The sequence below is a fragment of the Pseudacidovorax intermedius genome (genome assembly GCF_001476815.1).
GTDB lineage: Bacteria > Pseudomonadota > Gammaproteobacteria > Burkholderiales > Burkholderiaceae_C > Xenophilus > Xenophilus intermedius_A.
Genome location: NZ_LDSL01000096.1, coordinates 40,317 through 60,363 on the forward strand (window position 1 = coordinate 40,317; position 20,047 = coordinate 60,363).

Annotated in this window: 22 protein-coding genes and 1 pseudogene; 13 read left to right on the forward strand and 10 right to left on the reverse strand. The window is 65.5% G+C overall.

Annotation, left to right across the window (positions count from 1 at the left end):
* Nucleotide 1: 1 nt before the first annotated feature.
* The 5 genes from NS331_RS25605 (at nt 2) to NS331_RS15140 (ending at nt 3,987) form a co-directional block, all read left to right on the forward strand.
* Nucleotides 2–412, forward strand: coding sequence for a Zn-ribbon domain-containing OB-fold protein (locus NS331_RS25605; protein ID WP_082702517.1), 411 nt, complete (start codon nt 2–4; stop codon nt 410–412).
* On the forward strand, nt 409–1,185 hold the full coding sequence (locus tag NS331_RS15125) for a crotonase/enoyl-CoA hydratase family protein (protein ID WP_058642801.1): 777 nt from the start codon (nt 409–411) through the stop codon (nt 1,183–1,185). The genes NS331_RS25605 and NS331_RS15125 overlap by 4 nt, the downstream gene beginning before the upstream one ends.
* Complete coding sequence (locus NS331_RS15130) at nt 1,182–2,324, forward strand: acyl-CoA dehydrogenase family protein (protein WP_058642802.1); 1,143 nt, start codon at nt 1,182–1,184, stop codon at nt 2,322–2,324. The genes NS331_RS15125 and NS331_RS15130 overlap by 4 nt, the downstream gene beginning before the upstream one ends.
* A gap of 13 nt (nt 2,325–2,337) precedes the next feature.
* A complete protein-coding gene (locus tag NS331_RS15135; RefSeq protein ID WP_058642803.1) occupies nt 2,338–3,417 on the forward strand; it encodes an acyl-CoA dehydrogenase family protein in 1,080 nt (359 codons plus the stop codon).
* 66 nt (nt 3,418–3,483) lie between these two features.
* A complete protein-coding gene (locus NS331_RS15140; RefSeq protein WP_058642804.1) occupies nt 3,484–3,987 on the forward strand; it encodes a 2,4'-dihydroxyacetophenone dioxygenase family protein in 504 nt (167 codons plus the stop codon).
* A gap of 485 nt (nt 3,988–4,472) precedes the next feature.
* Here NS331_RS15140 and NS331_RS15145 read toward each other — a convergent pair whose 3' ends face one another.
* From NS331_RS15145 to NS331_RS15160, 4 genes are all read right to left on the reverse strand, one after another.
* Nucleotides 4,473–4,880, reverse strand: a complete 408-nt coding sequence (locus NS331_RS15145) for a hypothetical protein (RefSeq protein ID WP_153012877.1) — start codon at nt 4,878–4,880, stop codon at nt 4,473–4,475.
* Nucleotides 4,881–4,919: 39 nt separating this feature from the next.
* Nucleotides 4,920–6,068 carry a J domain-containing protein gene (locus NS331_RS25610; protein ID WP_193758125.1) on the reverse strand — a complete coding sequence of 383 codons (1,149 nt, stop codon included), beginning with the start codon at nt 6,066–6,068 and terminating at the stop codon, nt 4,920–4,922.
* An 83-nt stretch (nt 6,069–6,151) separates the two neighbouring features.
* Nucleotides 6,152–6,430 (reverse strand): hypothetical protein, encoded by a 279-nt coding sequence (locus NS331_RS26750; protein WP_058642807.1) that lies wholly within the window; start codon nt 6,428–6,430, stop codon nt 6,152–6,154.
* Between the two features lie 59 nt (nt 6,431–6,489).
* Nucleotides 6,490–6,699, reverse strand: a complete 210-nt coding sequence (locus NS331_RS15160; protein ID WP_058642808.1) for a hypothetical protein — start codon at nt 6,697–6,699, stop codon at nt 6,490–6,492.
* A 150-nt stretch (nt 6,700–6,849) separates the two neighbouring features.
* Here NS331_RS15160 and NS331_RS15165 point away from each other — a divergent pair, with 150 nt between their 5' ends.
* Entirely contained in the window at nt 6,850–7,182 is a 333-nt protein-coding gene (locus tag NS331_RS15165; protein ID WP_082702519.1) for a helix-turn-helix domain-containing protein, read from the forward strand.
* Here NS331_RS15165 and NS331_RS15170 read toward each other — a convergent pair.
* The 6 genes and pseudogenes from NS331_RS15170 to NS331_RS15190 all read right to left on the reverse strand — a co-directional run.
* On the reverse strand, nt 7,166–7,732 hold the full coding sequence (locus tag NS331_RS15170) for a hypothetical protein (RefSeq protein ID WP_153012878.1): 567 nt from the start codon (nt 7,730–7,732) through the stop codon (nt 7,166–7,168). The genes NS331_RS15165 and NS331_RS15170 overlap by 17 nt on opposite strands.
* Before the next feature lie 55 nt (nt 7,733–7,787).
* On the reverse strand, nt 7,788–8,753 hold the full coding sequence (locus tag NS331_RS15175; protein WP_058642810.1) for a recombination directionality factor: 966 nt from the start codon (nt 8,751–8,753) through the stop codon (nt 7,788–7,790).
* Nucleotides 8,754–9,073: 320 nt separating this feature from the next.
* Nucleotides 9,074–10,093 (reverse strand): YqaJ viral recombinase family nuclease, encoded by a 1,020-nt coding sequence (locus NS331_RS15180; protein ID WP_193758126.1) that lies wholly within the window; start codon nt 10,091–10,093, stop codon nt 9,074–9,076.
* A gap of 199 nt (nt 10,094–10,292) precedes the next feature.
* Nucleotides 10,293–11,258: a DUF932 domain-containing protein gene (locus tag NS331_RS15185; protein WP_058642811.1), complete on the reverse strand. Its 966-nt coding sequence runs from the start codon at nt 11,256–11,258 to the stop codon at nt 10,293–10,295.
* Between the two features lie 74 nt (nt 11,259–11,332).
* A complete protein-coding gene (locus NS331_RS25615; RefSeq protein WP_242873762.1) occupies nt 11,333–11,743 on the reverse strand; it encodes a hypothetical protein in 411 nt (136 codons plus the stop codon).
* 696 nt (nt 11,744–12,439) lie between these two features.
* Nucleotides 12,440–12,877 (reverse strand): annotated as a pseudogene (locus NS331_RS15190) (transposase); the annotation flags it as partial.
* Between the two features lie 110 nt (nt 12,878–12,987).
* Between NS331_RS15190 and NS331_RS15195 the strand changes: the two are divergent.
* The 7 genes from NS331_RS15195 (at nt 12,988) to NS331_RS15225 (ending at nt 20,034) form a co-directional block, all read left to right on the forward strand.
* Nucleotides 12,988–14,592 (forward strand): AMP-binding protein, encoded by a 1,605-nt coding sequence (locus NS331_RS15195; RefSeq protein ID WP_082702520.1) that lies wholly within the window; start codon nt 12,988–12,990, stop codon nt 14,590–14,592.
* Nucleotides 14,589–15,731 carry a thiolase family protein gene (locus tag NS331_RS15200; protein WP_058642813.1) on the forward strand — a complete coding sequence of 381 codons (1,143 nt, stop codon included), beginning with the start codon at nt 14,589–14,591 and terminating at the stop codon, nt 15,729–15,731. The genes NS331_RS15195 and NS331_RS15200 overlap by 4 nt, the downstream gene beginning before the upstream one ends.
* The gene (locus NS331_RS15205) at nt 15,728–16,042 is read left to right on the forward strand and encodes a PhlB family protein (protein WP_058642814.1); all 315 of its coding nucleotides are present in this window, start codon (nt 15,728–15,730) and stop codon (nt 16,040–16,042) included. Before NS331_RS15200 ends, NS331_RS15205 begins: the two co-directional genes overlap by 4 nt.
* Nucleotides 16,039–17,238, forward strand: a complete 1,200-nt coding sequence (locus NS331_RS15210; RefSeq protein WP_058642815.1) for a dienelactone hydrolase family protein — start codon at nt 16,039–16,041, stop codon at nt 17,236–17,238. The genes NS331_RS15205 and NS331_RS15210 overlap by 4 nt, the downstream gene beginning before the upstream one ends.
* A 5-nt stretch (nt 17,239–17,243) precedes the next feature.
* Nucleotides 17,244–17,855 carry a flavin reductase family protein gene (locus tag NS331_RS15215; protein ID WP_058642816.1) on the forward strand — a complete coding sequence of 204 codons (612 nt, stop codon included), beginning with the start codon at nt 17,244–17,246 and terminating at the stop codon, nt 17,853–17,855.
* Nucleotides 17,856–17,963: 108 nt separating this feature from the next.
* Nucleotides 17,964–19,103, forward strand: coding sequence for a cupin domain-containing protein (locus NS331_RS15220; protein WP_058642817.1), 1,140 nt, complete (start codon nt 17,964–17,966; stop codon nt 19,101–19,103).
* Nucleotides 19,104–19,122: 19 nt separating this feature from the next.
* On the forward strand, nt 19,123–20,034 hold the full coding sequence (locus tag NS331_RS15225; protein ID WP_058642818.1) for a fumarylacetoacetate hydrolase family protein: 912 nt from the start codon (nt 19,123–19,125) through the stop codon (nt 20,032–20,034).
* Nucleotides 20,035–20,047: the final 13 nt, after the last annotated feature.

Below are 20,047 nucleotides of genomic sequence, written 5' to 3' on the forward strand. Positions count from 1 at the left end.
CATGAACAGCACCATCGACGATCCCGTCAGGACGGCCGCGTCCATACCCTGGCTCGACGCCTGTGCGCAGAGCGCGTTGACTTATGGCCATTGCGCCGCCTGCGGCAAGGCGCATTTCTATCCCCGGCCCCACTGCCCGCATTGCCATGCATCCGACACCGGCCGAGCGACGTCTGCCGGCATCGGCGCGATCTATTCGTGGACGACGGTGCATTCCAAGGCTGCCTCCTACACGCTGGCCTACGTTCGGCTAGAGGAGGGCTTCACGATGCTGACCCACCTAGTAGGCGATCCACCCGTAGACGGCTGGCATGTCGGCTTGTCGGTGGTGCTGGGATGGGTGGTGACGGCCAACGGCCAGAACATGCCGGTGTTCCAGCAGAACCGGACCAACAAGGAGCAGGCCGCATGAGTTTCATCGAACAGGCGCGTGACGGCGATGTCGTAACGCTGACCATGAATCGGCCGCAGACGCGCAATGCCCTTGGGCACGCCGACGCCGAGGAGTTCGTGCGTGTTCTAGAGACCGTCGCCCTCGATCGATCCGTCAAGGCGTTGATCTTGACTGGTGCAGGCAGTGCATTTTCTGCGGGCGGGGACATCAAGGCCATGGCATTGACTATTGAGCTACGCCAGGCGGCGGCCGCTACGCGCCTGGACTATCGCGAGGGCATCCAGCGCATCCCTGCTGCGCTCCACGCGCTGGAGATCCCGACGATCGCTGCGGTCAACGGGCCAGCCATGGGCGTGGGCTGCGACCTCGCCTGCATGTGCGACCTGCGGCTCGCCGCACCGTCAGCGCGCTTCGCGCAGAGCTTCATCAAGGTGGGGCTCATTTCCGGCGACGGCGGCCTCTGGTTTCTCCAGCGGGTCGTTGGGCCACAGCGCGCCGCGGAGATGGCCTTCACGGGCGATCCTATCGATGCTGCCAAGGCGCTGGCGTGGGGCCTCGTCGCCGAGGTTGTTGAGGCCGAAAAGCTTCTCCCCGCCGCGCAGCGTCTGGCTCAGCGCATCGCCGCCAATCCCGCGGCGACGCTGCGCATGAGCAAGCGACTCATGAGGGAGGCACCGTTTACCTCTCTCGACACCTTTCTGCAGCTTTCGGCCGGCCTGCAGGCATTGGCACAGGACAGCCCTGAGCATGCCGCGGCCGTCCGAGCTTTTCTCGAAAGAGGCAAACTATGACGACCGACCTGTCGATTTCCCGCAGCGATTCGAGCGCCGCTGGCGAAGCGCTGCGCACGGAGGTGCGCCGCTTCCTTGAAAAGCATGTGGCAAACCTTTCTCCGCGCAAGAAGGCGGAGAGTTGGACCGCCTTCGAACCCAGTTTCAGTCTTGCTTTGGGCGAGCGCGGATGGATTGGGATGACTTGGCCTGCGCGCTACGGCGGCCACGATCGATCTGCACTGGAGCGCTACGTCGTGCTGGAAGAGTTGCTGGCCGCCGGGGCACCCTGTGGCGCGCATTGGATTGCCGATCGGCAAAGCGGCCCGCTTCTGCTGCGCTACGGCACTGAGGCGCAGAAAGAGCGGCTGCTGCCGCGCATGGCGCGCGGCGAACTCTATTTCTGCATCGGCATGAGCGAGCCCGACGCCGGTTCCGACGTGGCTGCCTTGCGCACCCGCGCCGAGCGCGTCGCCGACGGATGGCGGATCAACGGAACCAAGCTGTGGACGACCAACGCCCATCGTGCCCACTACATGATCGCGCTGGTTCGTACCGATGCGCAGGCCAAGCGGCATGACGGGCTGTCACAGCTGCTCATCGACCTGAAGACGCCGGGGATCACCATTCGCCCCATCCGCAATCTCGCGGGCGAAAAAGACTTCAACGAGGTCGTTTTTCAGGATGCCGTGGTGCCGCACGATGCACTGCTCGGCGAGGAAGGCCATGGCTGGGCGCAGGTGACCGCCGAGCTGGCGCTGGAGCGCAGCGGGCCGGAACGTTACCTCAGCAGCCTGCAGCTGATGGTGCAGATGGCCGAAGCCGCGGACGCTTCGGATGCCGGACAGGTCGAGGCCATCGGTCGGCTGATGGCCGAACTCGCCACCTTGCGCGCCATGTCCTTCGGCGTGGCAGGCATGCTGACCCGAGGGGAGCGGCCCAACGTCGTGGCAGCGATCGTCAAGGCCTTGGGCAACGACATCGAGCAGCGCCTGCCCCAGGTGGCGCACGACCTCTTCGGGGGCGGCGCACAAGCGGCGCATCCAGCGCTCGCCGAGGTGGCGCAGTACCTGACACAGGTCGCGCCCTCGTTCTCCTTGCGGGGGGGAACGCGGGAGATCCTCCGCGGGATCATCGCCCGTGAACTGGGCCTTCGCTAACAGGATGAAAGCCATGACCCAAGACGACTCCGTGGTCCTCCAGGTTCGAGATGCCGCGCACCGGCTCTTCGCTGATCTCGCCGAACGGCAGAAGAAGGCGCAACGCGCGGACGTGCAGGCGCAGCGCTTGTCCGTGCCGCTGTGGAACGACGTGGAGGCCGCCGGTTTTGACCGTCTGCTGGCCGGCGACATGGACGGGGAGGGCTGGCCCTGTGCTGCAGAGGTCCTGATGGCCCAGGGCTACCACGGCGTCGCCCTGCCGCTGGCCGAGACCTTGGTGGCGCGTGGACTTCTGCAGCAGGCCGGACTTTCTTCCGAGGTACCGGGACCCCTGTCCGTCGTCCAGGTCTGCGCGGGCGGCCCGGAGCAACGCGATGTATCTGCGGCCGGCGTACGACTGAATGCTACGGGTCTGGTGATGCCCTGGGGCATGGACGCGCGGCGCTTGCTGGTCACCTGGGCGAGCGACGATGGTCGCGGCAACGGTGTGGCGCTCTTCGAGCCTCCAACGGCAGCCGATGCGTGGGCTGTCAGTCGAAACACGGCAGGCGAGCCCCGCGCCACGCTGCTGCGCATGGCGGGGTGGTCAGTATGCGACGGCCGGCTGCCGATGCATGCCGATGTGCGCGGCTGGTGTGCGCTGGCGACGTCGAGTCTCATCGTCGGCGCCGCCCGTCGTGTGCTCGATCTTTCCATTTCTTACGCCAACGACCGGGTCCAGTTCGGCCGGAACATCGGCAAGTTCCAGGCACTGCAGCATGCGCTCGCCGAGCTGAGCTGCGAAATCGCCGCCGCGACCATGGCGGTGAACGTTGCCGCCCACGGCATGGAAACGCGCATCGCCATCGATGAGGTCGCTGTCGCCAAGATCCGTGCGGGGAGATGCGCTGGCATTGCCGCTGCGGTCGGCCATCAGGTCCACGGCGCCATCGGTTTCACCGACGAGCATTCCCTGCATCACTTCACTCGCCGCCTGTGGTCCTGGCGCGGCGAGTGGGGGACGGAGCGGGAATGGGCACTCCAGCTCGGTGATCGCACCATTCGATCCGGCGGAGCGCAAGTTTGGCCGCACATCGTCGAGATGTCCCGTTAGCGGTTCGCGCCACGGAGCCGGGTCGAATCTCTCTCCGCCCATTGCCTTTTCAACGAGAACAGACTTATGAGCATTGCAGCCGCTCTTCCCCGTCCGACCTTTGCAGTCCCTGCTCACGGTGTGCCCGAGGCCCTTCACAGAGGGCAGGATGACCTTCCCTTCGTCGAATTCGACCACGGCGTCGAGATGCAGGTCTTGCAGGTCGATATTCCGACCGGCCTATGGATCGTCAGGATGCGGATGGCGCCTGGCACGACGTTGCCGACGCACAAGCACACGGGCGAGGTCTACGCCTTCACGATTGCCGGATCGTGGCGCTACCTCGAATACCCCGAGGTGAATGTCGCCGGCTCCTATCTCTACGAGCCGGCCGGCTCCGTCCATACCCTGCATGTGCCGGCAACCAACAAGGAGCCGACGGATGTGTGGTTCGCCATACGTGGGCCGAACCTGAACCTGGACGAGGACGGCAATGTGTCGCTCGTCTTCGATGCGGCCTTCGTTCTGAGCGTCTACCGTTCTCGGTGCCGGAAGATGGGGCTTGCGGTTCCCAAGGTGATCGGCGCGTGAGCAACCGATCAGGCGTCGCAAGCGCCAACCTGGGCTCTCGCTCCGCCAGACCTTCAGTTGGACTTGATCTGGAACGGCCGAATATTCTGCTGGTCCCGTGCCGATTCTCGCTTCATGCGTGGTTCAAATGACGCGGGCGGTCGTGGGGCATTGGAGAATCGTTTGCGCATTTCGGTGCCGCTCACCTTTTAGTAATCAGTGGCGTCTCAGTAATAGTCGCGTGCTGATCATCGAGTCGGCACGGGCAGATCCAAACCTGAATTGCAACACCTGCTCTCCGCTAATGTAAGGAGATGCCAATTGCCTCGAAGACATACCGCCAATTCCAGCCCGAAGACCGTGTGACGCTGGCGAGCTCGCGCCAGCAGGGCGTAGGCGGCGCGCACGCTCAACTATCGGAATCGGGATTTTGCCGATGACTGAACAAGGAAGAGGTAACACAGCAGTATGCGAGACCCCGATACGGTGTATTGCCCGCGGCTGCTTCAGCACTTCGCTCTCTTAGCCTTCACGCGCGGATCTGTCCCGATCACGTGGCCGCCGCTTCGGGTGAAGCAGACGCCGTCGGCACAGTGGTACTTCGGATCCTTCAGCACCTCAATGGGCGCATCGCCGATCTCGCAGCGCAGTTCAGGGAAGTTGAATTCGGCGTAGTTCTGCGCGCGGGTGCTGGTGTTGTACCAAACGCCTGATGAACCTGTGCGTACCTCAATGGGATAGATCGGATAGCGCAGGTCCGGGGTCCACCCCTGGATCTGCACCTTCATGGCACTGCGATCGATCTGATGCGCCACCGCGTCGGGGTTGGTTGTTGGATCCCTGCTCGGGCCCGCCGCCCACGTGGCGCTGCAAAGCGCCAGCGTGAATGCAAGTGTTGAGATGGCTGCTTTCATGCTGCGTTTCCTCCTGAGGTTGTGTTGAAGCGCTTTGCGCTAGCGTTGAAAAAACTGTCGAGCCTGGGCCGACCGATGGTTCTGATCACTGCCTTCCACAATGCCCCGAACGATCTGGCGCAGGTTGCGCACGGCCTGCGGTTCCTGCAGCCGCCCGTTGAGCGCATTGCGGTCTGAAGGAGGCTGCTCTTCCTCGAAGCACTCGATGGCCAACTCGCACAGCGATCCGGTGTCGATCAGGAACTGAAAGGCTCTCTGCGCCTTGCCAGGATCCTGGATGGCTGCGCCGGCGGTCGAGAAGAACTCGGCCAGCTCTTCCCGGTTCAGGACCTCTTCCCCAAGTTCGTTCTCCAGCGGCTCCATCAGATCCGATAGCTGTAGCACCCGCTGCCTGGCGATGCTGAAAATCTCCTGGCAGACCACCGGGTTCGTCCAGGGTGTGTCCGACTGCTGCGCCCGTCGCATCATCTCGGCCGTTTGGGCAGGCGAACTCGCCGCCGCATGCCGGGCCAGCAGGAACTCGCGGACCACGGCGAAGACCTGCATCAGTTCGCGCTTCTCGCAGAAGTTGCAGTCCACAATGGCGCCGCCATTGACGAGCACCTTGGTGCCTCGCACCTCGACCTCGCGGACGTCCTCCCAGAACCGTCGCTCCGCAGACGAACCCAGCTCCTTGAAGTGGATGCCTTCCTCCGTGAGCGCGAGGCCTTCCTTGCCTCCGCCAAAGACCGTGGCATCGATCAGCACCAGCACCTTGTCGTTGCCTTCACCGAGCACGAAGCTGCTGCCGGCGCCGGTCAGCTTCTTGGGCGGGATGTACGGCGTCACGTAGATCCGGGTGAACGTCGCACCGCGAAGCCGCCGCTGCAGCAGATCGTTCAACGAGACCTTGGGTGGCGCTGGTGCAGATGCGGACGCCGCGGCCCGGGCAGCGGCAGAGTGCCGCGGCTCACGGGCCGCGCTGCCTTGGGGCGCCTCCTGCTCGACCTGACTGGCGTCATACCGCTCCCGAGTCTTGGCGTTGGAAAGCACCGCATACGCCTCGTTGACCCGCTGCATCTGCTGCGTCGCCCAGCTCACCGTGGCCTCATCGGCCTGCGGGTACTTGTCCGGGTGGTACTGCGTACGCCGAGCCCGGTAGGCGAGGTCGATCTCCTGATTGGATGCCGTGGGCCGGACGCCCAGCACGTCGTAGTGGTTTATGAGGCAAAAAAAGAAGAGAGATGAAGCGCGCCCACCCCCCCGGACGAACCGGGAGGGGCGGGCGGCCTTTATGACGGCGCGTAGAGCTTGGCGCAGGTACTGGAGTCGTAGACGTCCAGCAGCGCACGGGCCTGACCGGAGGGACTCAGCTTGTGCAGCGCCAGGTCGTCGTCCAGGCGCTGCGCCATGCGGCTCATGTTGATGTTGCTGACATCCTTGGTCTCGACCAGCACGGCGAACCGAGTCATGGCCATGGCGGCCTCGGCCGGGCGCGCCATCATGGTCGCCACCTTGGCGCATTTGTAGGCCTCGTAGAAGCGGCGCTCGTCGCTGGAGCAGCTGGCCACGAGCAGTGCCGCCGAAGCGAGCGCTGTGACAGGAGAAAAAGCGCGTCGCATGCCGCCGCTCACCGGTAGATCAGAACGATGGCCCCGATGATCAGCAGCAGCACGACAACGCCCATGAAGGCGCCCAGGGCGGGGAACATGGTCAGAGGCCAGACGAGCGCCTTGCCGAAGGCGAAGGCAGCGCGGTGGCCGTCCACGAGAACAAAGTAGGCCCAGAAGAGCAGGCCGATGGCGCCGTAGCCGGAGAAGATTTTTCCTTTGAGAGTCATGGTGGTGGAGGTGAAGTGAAGGGTTGTTGACGGAAGCGAGAAGAGGACAGAGACCGGGAGTGGGCGCGCAGAAAGACCAGCCTTTCTTTGACTTTAAATGGTACCTAAACACAGTGTATTCAAACGCAACAGCGCTGGACCATCGGCGCGATGCCAGCAGTCAAGCCACCCTCAAAGACGTTGCGCGAGGTGTTTGCCCGCAACGTGCGGCTCGTGCGGGTCAGCAAGGAGATGTCGCAGGAGGCGATGGCGGCGGAGGCGCAGCTGGACCGCACCTTCATCGGCTCGCTGGAGCGGGGGGAGCGCAACATCTCGATCGACAACATCGAGCGTCTGGCCAAGGCCATCGACACGCTGCCGCACGAGTTGCTCGATCCCGCGCTGCCGAAACTGCGCGGGCTGGACGAGACGGCGACGCGCGCGCCCCGCAAGGCGCGTGTCTATCCGGCTGCGCGTCGACCGCGCGCTAAGCCGGCGGAGTAGGGCGGCGCTCCAGGCAAAGCGTGCCTTCCACCTCGACCGCGAGCGCCAGGCCGTCGATGCCGCGGTAGGCCAATGGCAGCTTCAGCGGGTTGGCGCGTGGGCCCAGCGTCAGACCCGAGCCAGGCAGCAATTCCAGCCGGCAGTTGTAGCCCGTGCCCCAGGGCGTGGCGAGTAGCGCATCCAGCAGCAGAAGCGCCCGAGGGCGTTCCTGCCGGCCGGTGAGCCATTCCTCGCCTGTGACCAGCGCCCCGCGCAGGCCGTCCTGGTGACGCACGCAGACCAGCATCACCCGGAAGGCGCAGGTGCTGAGGCGGGGCAATCCCTTTTCCCAGCGGCAGTCGAGCTCCGGCAGCCAGCGCGCTGCCAGTGCCTGAACGCTGTCTGGGTTGGACGGATCGATGACGACGTCGCTTGGCGGGCGCCGCGGCGGCAACGCCAGGCAGGCGGTCGCGGCGCTCAGCAGACCCCGGATGGCGTCGGCTTCGTCAACGTGTTCCTGCAGGCGAAGGCGGTTCCGCTGGGGATCTGCAGGACGCTCCAGCGCCAGCATGGTGTCGAAGCGCAGGCCAGGGAGGTACCGGTGCAGAACCTGCGCTGGCACCTGATCAGGCCGTTGGCTGTCCATCCGGTGCCTCCGACTGCGTGAGCAGTCGATCCATCCGCGCAGCCAAAGAAGGTGCCTGCGTTGGGTCAGAACGGCTGGTGCTGAAGCCACGGGTGGTCGACGCATCCGGGTAGAACTCGTCCACCACGGCAGCGCCGTCCTCCTGCGACTCCTCGAACGCCCCGGCGGCGAAGCCATCCCGTGCTGCCTGGTCCAGCGCGTCCTGGTCGAAGCCCGCTTCCTCGCGCTGGCGCCAGATTGCCTGTCCGGCCTCCAGCGTCTGCGCCAGGCTGCTGCCTGCCCGCACCGTGAGGTCCACGTAGTAGATCGGCGTGCGGTGCGAGCGTGTCGTGGACTTGCCGCGCAGGCGCAGTTCCAGTGCAAGCGCGGACAGGTGTCCGCCCGACAGTGCCTGGAAGTACTTCAGGCGCGCCGACAGCGTCCGGATGCTGTTGAAGCCCGTGGTGCGGAAGATGAACGAGCCCAGCTCATCCTCGTCACCGATGCGCACGTTGAGTCGCCCGTAGGGCTTGCAGCCCGACTTGGCGCCCAGCTCGCAACCCTCTGGCGCAGGGCAGGGCAGAGCCTGGATGCCGGACGGTGTGGCCCGCTTGCAGCTCTGGCCGTTGCCGACGCACAGCGGCCGGCCGGTGGCCCGGTCGAAGACGCTGTAGTTGGCGCGCAGGTTGAGGTCCGGATCGTCGAAGAGGAAGCGCACCGGGATGGCTCGCAGCTTGGCCTCCTTCTTGGCAGGCTCCTTGTCGGCGTCAGCCTTTGAGCCTTCCGCAAGCTTTGCACGCAGTTGCTGGTCCAGCGGGTGCAGCACCCAGCCGTCCTGGCGCTGGACCTGTGTGGTGATGGTGAATTCGTCGTCCCTCTCGGGCAGGCGCTTGCCGTCTTTCATGACGACCTTGCCGATGGCGATGCGCCCGATGACGGGCGGCGTGAGTGCCAGTCCTTTGAGCATGTGGGGTCCTTGGGAAGTTGAGGAAAGTTGTGGAAATCGAGGGAAGAGAACCGAGGGCCGCGGAACGGCCGCCTCGGAAACTCTGGAAAAGTCGGAAATGGCGGGCGCTGCCTTGCACAAGCCCGCCCCTTCAATCCGCTGGGGCGGGCCGCTGTGTTCCCTCGCGGCAGAGGGTTCGTCACTGGGCGGGCGGCGACGGGTGGGCTGTCAAAGCGGCTGACTGCGGCGCAGCGCCAGGCCGTAGCCCAGCACCACGCCGATCCCCAGCACGAGCGCATAGGCCGCCAGGAACTCCAGCGGGCTCGCACCGACGGTGGTGCTCATGGCAGCTCCTTGACGGTGAAGCGGCGGGTGCCGGCCTTTGGGACGCCGTAGGTCGCCAGCAGCTCAGGGTGATCGGCCAGGAGCCGATCCACGTCCAGGGCTGTGCCGTCCTTGCTGCGCTTCCAGCGGACTTCGCCGCCGTCGAAACGGGCGACGGTGGCTTCACCCATGCGCTGCTGGATCCGCTGGCGCAGGATCTCCTGCTGCTGTTCGGCTTCGGCGATGGTCTGCCGCAGCGCCAGAAGGTCAGCGAACGCGCCGCCGAACTCCAGGTCGTCCGCAAGATCCAACACCGTGCCGCTGTCGCGGGGCCACAGCGCCTTGAGCGCCAGGGCCGCAGACTCCGACCCGTCCGCCGGCGGCGCCGTGTCCGTCTCCACGTGCCGCCAGAACCGCGCCTCCAGCTGGATCAGCTTCGGGATGAGTTCGTCATCGCGCTCGATCCGGTAGATGCGCAGCTCCTGCCCGCAGATCAGCACCGCCACGTCCGCCGCCTGCTTGCCAGTGACGGCGAGCTGGTGCATCACCTGCAGCTGGATGTACTCGGGCACGCCGTCTTCCCAGAGACGTGCCCCGTGGTAGCCGGCGGTCTTGCACTCCAGGATCTGGACATCCGGCGCGCCCAGGACCTCGCGGTCCAGGTTCGCCAGCATCCAGGGGTGTTCCGGGTGCTGCAGCACAGCGTTGATCCGGCGCACCTTGTGCCCGGCGCGCCGGGTGTAGTGCGCCGCCACGATGGGCTCCAGCAACGTGCCCCAGTACATGGGGCTGGTCTCGTCGTTCGGATCCACCTTCGGCAGCTCGGCATCGCGGCCGGTCTTGTCCAGCCACAGCTCCAGCGGTGAGGTGTACGGGCTCAGGCCGATGGCGGCCGCGGCGTCGGAGCCGCCGATGCCTTGCTTGCGCATGTCGAGCCACTGGGCACGATCCAGCTTACGGAAGTCCTGCGGCTTCACCAAGCGCAGGGCAGGGCGGGCACGAGCCGAGGGCTCGCCCGCCCGATGGGCTTCTGCCATGGGGTTCTCCTTGGGTTGAAAGAAATGTTCAGAAAGAAGGAAGGCCAGCCGCCGCATCACCCCCGCCGCGCACCGACGCCCAGAAGCACAAAGCCCCGGTCCCTTGTGGGGAGCCGGGGCTTTGTGCCGTCGGGATGCCGTGATGGCAGTGATCCGGGTCGTCGCCGGAAAGGTGGAGGGGATGAGGACTGCGGCATGTTCAGGCCACCAGTTGCAGGGCAGCGTCGAGGGCGCGCTGCTTGATGCCAGCGCCTTGGCCGAACCAGGCGCTGTCTAGGCGGTATTCCTGGCTGCGGGCTCGGCGTTCGTGGTCGACGTACTCCGTCACCGCGCACAGCAGGCCCCAGGCGGTTCCCTTGGCGGCCTGCAGCTCGGCGCCGCGGCCCTTGCCTTCGTAGAGCTCCTGCACCTTCTTGAGGGCGCGCTCGTTGGTCAGGGCCTGCGGCTCGGCATGGCCGTCCGCTTGGCACATGACCTTCAGGAAGTAATTGAGCGACTCGTGCGTCTTGACCTTGCGCTCGGACAGCGTCTTCATGCGGTACATGAAGGCATCCCAGCTGGAGACGGCGATGCCGAGTTGCTTCTTGACGGCCTGCGCGTCGAAGCTGGTGCTGTGGGGCACCTTGACGGCATTGACCGCGCCCTGCAGGGCGATGGACAGCGTGTTGTTGCAGACGACCCGGATGGTGGTGGGCGTGGCGGTGGTCGCCAGCGTACCGTCGCAGGACGTGGCCAGCAGGATGTAGCCCTTGACGGTGTCGTTGCCCTTGAGCGCCGACTCCTTGCCGGTGCGCGCCAGCGCCCAGAACTTGCGGCCGGCCTTGAGGACGCCGGCAGTCTCCAGCTCGAAACCGGAAACCTCGGTCAGGTCCCGGTAGAACTCGAGGACTTCGCGAGGCTGCACGACCTGGTAGCGGCCGCCGACGACGGACAGCGGGGCCTTGGTGTCGCTGCGGTAGAGCACCTTCTGGTCGTCGAAGGTCATGATGGAGCCGAGGGCGCCGGCCTGCTCGGCCATGTAGCGCACGGGCGTCTCGCAGATGGTCCAGTCCATGCCGGCCTGCTCGGCCCAGACTTCGATGGGCTGCTTGGGCGGCAACTGGTTGCCGAGTTCGTGCCAGGGGGTTTGGCCGACGTAGGCCATTTGTTGGAGGAGGTGTGCCATGGGGTAAAGATGAAGTGGTGGGGGAAGGACGAGGAGTGATGAGGATGCGGGCGAGGAAACGCCCATCGCCGAGATCACGCCCGGTGGTGCGAGAAGACGTGACCGCAGTTGAGGCAGCGGCAGTTACTCAAGATGGAGCCATCAATGGCTTCGCCTAGCGCTGCGCCGACTGCGCAGCCAGCGATACCGCCGCTCAGTCCGCCCAAGATGGCGCCAGCGACGGCGCCGAGCGGCGGCATGGAAGGCACGGCCTCGACACCGAGGCCCATGCCGACGTGCGCACCAGCAGCGGCGCCCGAGAGCGCAGCGGACATGCCGCCGGCTGCACCGGCCAAGGTGCCGATGGTGGCGCCGGTCCTCTTGCCGAGTTCGCGAGTGCATAGGCGCGGGGAACCGCAAGATGGGCAGACGGGCGCCGACGCGGTGTCGTTTGCAGCACGCTCGAACAGGGGCTCGTCGTCGTAGAGGTTTGAGGTGGATGGCATAGGCAGGGTCGTTGAAGAGGAGGCCATGCTGCGTCGAGCAGCCGGCCAGACGGCAAAAAGCCCCAGCTCGCTTTGGAGCGAGGCGGGGGCTTGGCGAAAGCTAGGCAATTACGGGCGCCTGCTCGTCAACAACATATGTGGTTGAAAGAATCTGGGATCAGCGAGAGGTGCGTTGGCGGACAGCTATGCAGCGGAAGTAGACCTTCGGGCTACCCTCCAGACCAGCCGGTTCCGGCCAACTGCGGTCAGTGCGGCTTGAGCATCGCCGCGCGCGTCAAGCTGTTGCGCCCACTCGAGGATGGAGCGGTCTTCGAGTCAGGTAGCAAAGCACGATGAGTCGGCGCACTGGTCGGTTCACGCCCTTTTTTTGGCCCCTCGGCGTCGGACTGACTAAAGCAACCAGAGATCGCGGGCGGAGCAGCTGGGCATACATAGCGCCCCACACTGCGTCGAACTGAGCGAACTGATCAAGGAAGGCGGCCCAGAGAAGGCCTCGCACAGGCACTAAAGCATCATTCCAAGTTTGCGCTTCCCTTAGGGATGCTCTTCACCAAACGTTCCACCGCGCGCTGAAGCGGTTTGGAAGGCCTTTGTGTGGCGGATGACTGCACCGCATGGGTCTGTATGGTGAGCAATGGCGCGCGAGGTGGGGCCGAGAAGGCGCCCAGATCACCAGTTTCGCGGCTACATGGCCGCTCATGCCGTCGCCAGGCGCACCTCGGTCACCACGACTCGCCTGACCATCCACAGATTGCTCAGCGCAAACAGCACCTTCAACTGCGCCGTGTTCTTCGCCAGCCCCCGATAGCGCACCTTCACATGCCCGAACTGGCGCTTGATCACCCGAAACGGGTGCTCTACCTTTGCGCGCACGCTCGCCTTTATTCGCTCGATCTTGTCAGTCAACGCGGCGACCGCTTTGGTCGCCGGCTCCAGCGCTCGGCGCAGTCCCGGGCGCATCGCCACATGCCAGCGCACCTGTGCCTTCGCGTCCGGGCGCTTGTCTACGCCCTGGTAGCCCGCGTCGCCGAAGGCAAACTTCTCCTGCCCATGCAGCAGGCTGTTGCCCTCGACCACGTCGTTGACGTTGCCGGCGGTGCCCTTCACCGTGTGCACCAACCCCGAGTCGGCAGATGCGGACGCCAGCGCAGACAGCGCCGTTGACCGCGGCACTCCAAAAAATGTCTTCCCTTCCAAACAATATACTGTATGCTAATGCTCAATTTCTTTGATTTTGCACTGTCATGAACCTTACTCATCCTGCAGCAGCGGGCCATCGCCATCTGATTCCGCTGTTGCGCGCTCGCGTGGCCTCCACGCCGCACACGGAACTGCTGCGGTGCGGCGGGCGCGCGTTGTCGGCAGAGGAGTTGCTGGACGAAGGCGCTCGCTATGCTGCGGCCTTTGGTCGCGCCGGGCTGCGGGAGGGTGATCGCGTCGCCATGCAGTGCGGCAACCGCCACGAATTCATCGCCGTAGTCGTAGCCTGCGCGCTGTCGGGCATCGTGCTGGTGCCGATCAACACCGCCTCGCGGGGCAGCCAGCTGGCCTATTACGTGCGCAACTCGCGGGCCCGGCTGCTGCTGTGCGAATCCGCCTTGCTGCCCAACGTCGAGAGCGCCCATCTGGCCGATGCCGAGGCCATTTCGGCGCTGCAGGCCATCTGGTCCTTTGATCTGCCGCCAGCCATCGCGGAACTGCCGCGGCTGACGTCGGTGCCGCTGGCCGATGGGGCCGGGCCTGTACATGACGTCGCACCCGAGCCGGCACTGCCGAGCTTGGTCATGTACACGTCGGGGACGTCCGGCCCATCGAAGGGGGTCGTCTGTTCCCATGCGCAGCTGTACTGGTGGGGCCACCACTCCGTGCGCAACATCGGTGTGCTGCCCAGCGACGTGCTCTACACCTGCCTACCGCTCTTCCACATCAACGCGCTCAACACCTTCTTTCAGGCGCTGATCAGCGGCGCACGCGTGGTGGTCGGACCCAGGTTCTCAGTCTCTCAGCTGTTCGGCGAACTGGCGAAATCCGGTGCCACCGTAACCTTTCTTCTGGGCGCCATGGTGCCGATGCTGCTCTCGCGCAAGCCGGACGCGAGCGAGCGTGCCCACTGCGTGCGGGTCGCGCTGGCGCCGGGTGCTTCGGCGCAGCACTACGAGGAGTTCGAAGGTCGCACGAACATCCGCATGCTCGACGGCTTCGGCTCGACCGAATCTAACTTTGTGATCTGCTCTTCCCTCGAGGACCGTCGTCCGGGATGGATGGGTAAGGTGGCCGCCGGCTTCGAGGCGCGCGTCGTCGACGAACTGGACAACGAGGTTCCGCACGGCACTCCGGGGGAACTGGTGCTGCGCCACGACGAGCCCTTTGCGTTCGCCTCCGGCTACCTGGACATGCCGGAGAAGACGGTCGAGGCCTGGCGCAACCTTTGGTTCCACACCGGCGATCGTGTGCTTCGTGACGAAGACGGCTTCTTTCGCTTCATCGATCGCATCAAGGACAGCATCCGCCGCCGCGGCGAGAACATCTCGTCCTACGAGGTCGAGCAGGTGATCGGCGCCCATCCCTGCGTGGCCGAGGTCGCGGTTTACGCGGTGCCCTCCGAACTGGCGGAAGACGAGGTGATGTGCAGCCTCGTGCTGCGCGAAGGCAGCACGTACAAGCCGCTGGAACTTGTCGAATGGTGCGAGGCGCGGCTGGCCTATTTCGCGATCCCGCGCTTCTGGCGCACGATGGCCGAGTTGCCAAAGACCGAGAACGGCAAGATTCAGAAGTACAAGCTGCGGGCCGAAGGCCCCACCCCCGACAGCTGGGAGCTGGCAGCCAGCGGCTACAAGGTCAAGCGATGAGCGCGACCCTGATCCGTGGCAGCGTCGAGGTGCCATACGCCCGGCGCTCCATCGAGCCAACGGCCCATTGGCTGGGCCGGGCATTCGAGGCGCTGATGCAAGAGCTGGACTTCGACGCGGCGCGTGTCGACGGCCTGGGCGTGGCCTCCTTCACGCTGCGCCCGGACCGTGCAATCGACATGGCCTGGCGGCTGGGACTGCGTGTGTCGTGGTTCATGGACGACGGCAACGGCGGTGCGTCTGGCCTGAACCTGCTTCAGCATGCGGTGGCTGCCATAGAGACCGGCCAGGCCCGCCATATCGTGCTGATGGCGGGAGACGCGTTCCAGCCTGCTGACTTCCAGGCGCTGCAGGACAACTACAACGTCACCACGCGCGATCTGCTGCGGCCGCTGGGCATCGCTAATCCCAACACATTGTTCGCCCTGGCCACGCAGAAGCACATGCACCGGCATGGCCTGCGCCGGAGCGATTACGGCGAGCTCGTGCTCTCGCAACGACGCCATGCCGCGCGCAACCCGAATGCGGTGTACCGCGCGCAGATGACGATGGACGACTACCTCAATGCGCCGCAAGTGGCTAGCCCGCTCGGGCTCTACGACTGCGTGCCCGTGGTGGCAGGTGCTAACGCCATCCTTCTGAGCCATGCCGACGAGGCTGGATCACACCACGGCTGCGTGCGCGTGCGCGCCGTCCGAGGTCTGCACAACCACGACCAACACCAGGGAGACGGCTTGCAGACGGGCTTGGCTGAGATCGCCCCGCGCCTCTTTGCCGACGCGGGGCTGCGGCCATCCGACATCGATTTGGTGTCGGTCTACGACGACTACCCGGTTATGACGCTAGTGCAATTGCAGGATCTCGGCCTGGTGGGCGACGCTGGCCTGCAGCGCTTCGTGCGCGAAACGGTGCCCGAAGGCCGGATTGCCCTCAACACGTCCGGTGGCCAGCTGTCCGCTGGACAGGCTGGCACTGCCGGTGGCATGCATGGGCTGACAGAAGCCATTCGCCAACTAGGCGGCCGCTGCGCCGAGCGCCAGTTGCCCCGCGCGCGCACGGCGGTAGTGTCTGGCTACGGCATGGTCGAGTACCGCTACGGCATGTGCGCGGCCGCCACCATACTGGAGGCTGTGGCATGACGCTTGAAATCCTGGCTTGCAGCCGATGCGCTGCCGAGTACTTTCCGCGGCCCATGCGCTGCGCCGCCTGCGGTGGCCGCCACTTCGATACCCAGGCAATCCACACGGCAGAGGTGGTCGCCGTCACTCAGGCCCACCGCGTGCCCGAGGGCTGCGCCTACCGCTACTTGGTCGAACTGGCTGGTGGACGCGGAGTCCCGGTGATCGCTGCCAGCCCGCAACTGCTGCAAGTCGGCGCTCATGTCCTGGTGGACCAGGATGACCACGGTGCCGTCTTCATTCCCGCCAACCCCGCCAATACCCACCCATGAGTTCCCTGATCCCCATCGGCCAGGACGGCCTGAGCGTCCACATGTCGCTGCCAGCCTCTGGCTCCGGCCCGCTGCTGCTGGTATTGCAGGAAATCTTCGGCATCAACGCCAACATTCGAGCGCTGTGCGACGAGTTCGCTGCCGAGGGCTATGTGGCCGTGGCACCGGATCTGTTCTGGCGCCAGGGCCGCGGCATCGACATCGATCCGGCTGCGCCTGACGCCATGGCGCGCGCCCTTGCACTGCTGGAGCGCTTCGACGACGGCGAGGCTATGCGCGACATCGATGCGGCCATCAGCTTTGCCCGTTCGCAGTACGGCTGCAGCGGCCCCGTGGCGTCCGTGGGCTACTGCCTGGGCGGGCGGCTGGCCCTGCGTGCATTGTTCGACACCGAGATCCAGGCCTCCGTGTCGTACTACGGTGTGGGGCTGGAAACACTGGTCGAACAGCCGCTGCCGCCCAGCAAGGCCGCGCTGCTGCATGTGGCGGCGCTGGATGCCCATTGCCCGCCTACTTCGCAGGCGCGGATCCGCGCCGCGGCCACTGGGGCCGTCAAAGCCCATGTCTATGCGGGCTGCGACCATGCTTTCGCCCGCGCCGGTTCGGCGCATCATGACGCCGACGCCGCCCGACTGGCCTATGACCGCACGCTGAGCTTCCTGGTGCCGCGAGTCGGTCCCTCCTACGACCTTGAGGCGCTGTGGGAGGCTCACCTGGACTACGAGTTCAGCACCCGCAATGTGGACCTCACCATGGCCACGATGGTCGCCCAGCCCTACGTCAACCACGTTCCCACGATGACTGGCGGTGTGGGCCACGACAGCCTCCGGCGCTTCTACCGCGACTACTTCATCGGCGCAAATCCCGTGGACACGCACCAGGTCTCGGTTTCGCGCACGATCGGTGCCCGCCAGGTGGTCGATGAAGTGATCTTCAGCTTCACCCATGACCGGCGCATTGAATGGCTTCTGCCCGGCGTCGAGCCCACCGGTCGCAAGGTGCGCTTTGGGTTGGTCGGCGTCGTGCGCTTCCGCGGCGACAAGCTGTGTCACGAGCACATTTACTGGGACCAGGCCACGGTGCTGGTGCAGGTCGGCCTGATCGGCACGCAGGGCCTGCCGGTGGTCGGCGCGGAAGGCGCGGACAAGATCACCGACAACCGCATCCCCAGCAACCGCCTCATCGCCAGCTGGTAAGTGTCATGGATGACCGCTACTTTTACGAGCCGCGGCACGGCCACGGGCTCGCGCACAACCCGATCGCTTCCATCGTGGGGCCGCGTCCCATCGGGTGGATCTCGACAGTGGGCGAGGACGGTCGCCTGAACCTGGCACCTTACAGCTTTTTCGGCATCTTCAACTACGCGCCGCCGATCGTGGCCTTCGCCAGCGACGGCGTGAAGGACTCGTTGGCCAATGCGTTGCGACTTGGCGAGTTCGTTGTCAACACGGTGACCGAGGAATTGGCCGAGGCCATGAACGTGAGCAGTACTTCGGCGCGGAAAGACGAGTTCGTGCTGGCCGGGTTGGCCAGTGCACCCTCGCGTTTGCTGCGCACGCCACGCGTGGCGCGCTCGCCGGTGGCGCTGGAGTGTCGCGTGATCGAAGGTAAGCAACTGCGCGACGTACACGGTGACACGGTGGATAGCTGGTTGCTGATGGGCGAGGTAGTGGGTGTCAGCGTGGACTCTCGGCTGGTGGCGTCGGGTACCTTCGACTGGACGGATATCCGCCGAGTGCTCCGCGCCGGCGGCCCTTCGGACTACCACTGGGTCGGGAGTGAAAACCTGATGCGCATGAGGCGTCCGGGCTGACCGGCCCAGCGTGCTTGTCCGCCGCCTTGCGTTTCCTCTAGATTGATTCGTCGACGCGCACCAAATCGCGCGTCACCGCGCTTAACCAAAGAGAATACTGAATTCAATATGACGTCAGAAGCTCATTACTACGAACAGTTCCGGGAGAACGTCGCGGGTCGTGCCAACGTCGAGACGACCCCCGAGCTGGTCGCGTACTACCGTGAACTGGAGCGATTTGAGGCCGGTGCGCTCTGGACTGTGGCCAACAAGATCGAGCCTTGGGAACCGGCTTCCACCTCAGTGCCGGTGCTCTGGCGATATCGCGACCTGCGCGAGCACGTGCTGCGCTCGGTGGCGCTGGTGACGCCAGAAAAGGCGGGCCGGCGTGTGATCTACCTGAACAACCCGGGCCGCCGCGATGTGTCGGCCGCTGTAGGCTGGCTTTATTCAGGCCTGCAGGTGATGAATCCCGGCGAATGCGCATCCACCCACCGGCATTCGGCCTCGGCGCTTCGCTTCATCATGGAGGGGCAGGGCGCCTACACCATCGTCGACGGTCACAAGATGACCCTGGGCGCCAACGACTTCGTGCTGACGCCCAACGGCACCTGGCACGAGCACGGCGTGGACGCCGCAGGTACGCCGTGCATATGGCAGGACGGCCTCGACATCCCCTTCGTCAATGCGATGGAGGCGAACTTCTACGAGGTCCATCCCGAATTGCACCAGGCCGTGGGATACCCGGTGGACGACGCCACCGCCACCTGGTCGGGCACTGCGTTGCTGCCACACGGTCACGGCTGGAACAAGCCCTACTCGCCTCTGTTCAAGTACGAGTGGGGCCCCACCTACGAGGCGCTGCAGCGCCTGTGCGGCGCGACCGAAGGCAGCCCCTTCGACGGCGTTTTGATGCACTACATCAATCCGATCACGGGCGGCCCGGTAATGCCCACCATCGGCGCGAGTATGCAGATGCTACGGCCGGGCTTCCACAGCCGCGCTCACCGGCACACGGGAAGCACGGTCTACCAAGTGGCCAAGGGCCAGGGCCATTCCGTCATCGGCGGACAGCGCTTCGACTGGCAGGAGCGCGACATCTTCTGCGTGCCGTCCTGGGCTTGGCACGAGCATGCCAACGGCTCCGCGACCGACGACGCCTGCCTCTTCAGCTTTCACGACCTGCCCGTTATGCACGCCCTGCGCCTCTACCGCGAGGAGGCGCTGCACGACCACGGCGGTCACCAGCCGGTCGCCGCATCCCGCTAACCACTTCGAAAGAACTCCCATGCGTCTTGTTACTTACCGCGCCCACATCGAAGCGCCTGCGCGCCTCGGCGCTCTCTACGGCGACGAAGTCGTCGACGTCCAACGCCTGGCGGCCAGCCAGGCCACGGACCTGCCGGCCTCCATGCTCGAGCTCATCGACCTCGGCCCCGGCGGCCTGCGTACCTTGCGTCGACTGCTGGAGGCCGCCGGTGACACGTTGCCGCCCGGCTGCGCCGTGCCCGCCAGCAATGTGCAGCTGCTTGCGCCCATTCCGCGGCCGCGCAAGAACATCTTTGGTATCGGACTGAACTACGTGGAGCATGTGGCCGAATCCAGCCGAACGCTGGACACGGCCAAGGACCTGCCCAGGCAGCCTGTGATCTTCTCCAAACCGCCCACCACCGTGATCGGCCCTGGCGAGCCGATCCGTCACGACGCCGGAATCACGCAGCAGATGGACTGGGAGGTGGAGCTGGCCGCGGTCATTGGGCGGCGGGCGAGTAGGGTGCGCGAGGACGACGCGCTGGCCCACGTCTTCGGCTACAGCGTGATGATCGATATCAGCGCCCGCGACTGCCGGCGGGCCGGCCAGTGGATCTATTCCAAGGGCCAGGACAGCTACGGCCCCTTCGGCCCCTGCATCGTCACGGCCGACGAGATCCCCGATCCGCAGTGCCTCGACCTGTGGCTCACGGTCAACGGGCAGATCAAGCAGAAGTCCAACACACGCCACATGCTGTTCAAGGTGAACCAGCTGGTGGCCGACATTAGCGCTGGCATTACGCTGGAACCCGGCGACATCATTGCCACAGGCACGCCCGAGGGTGTGGGCGCCGGCCGGACGCCGCAGGAGTGGCTCAAACCGGGCGACGTGGTCGTAGCCTGTGTCGAAGGCATTGGCCAAATCCGCCATCCGGTGGTCGCGGTTTAAGAAAGAGGTCCGA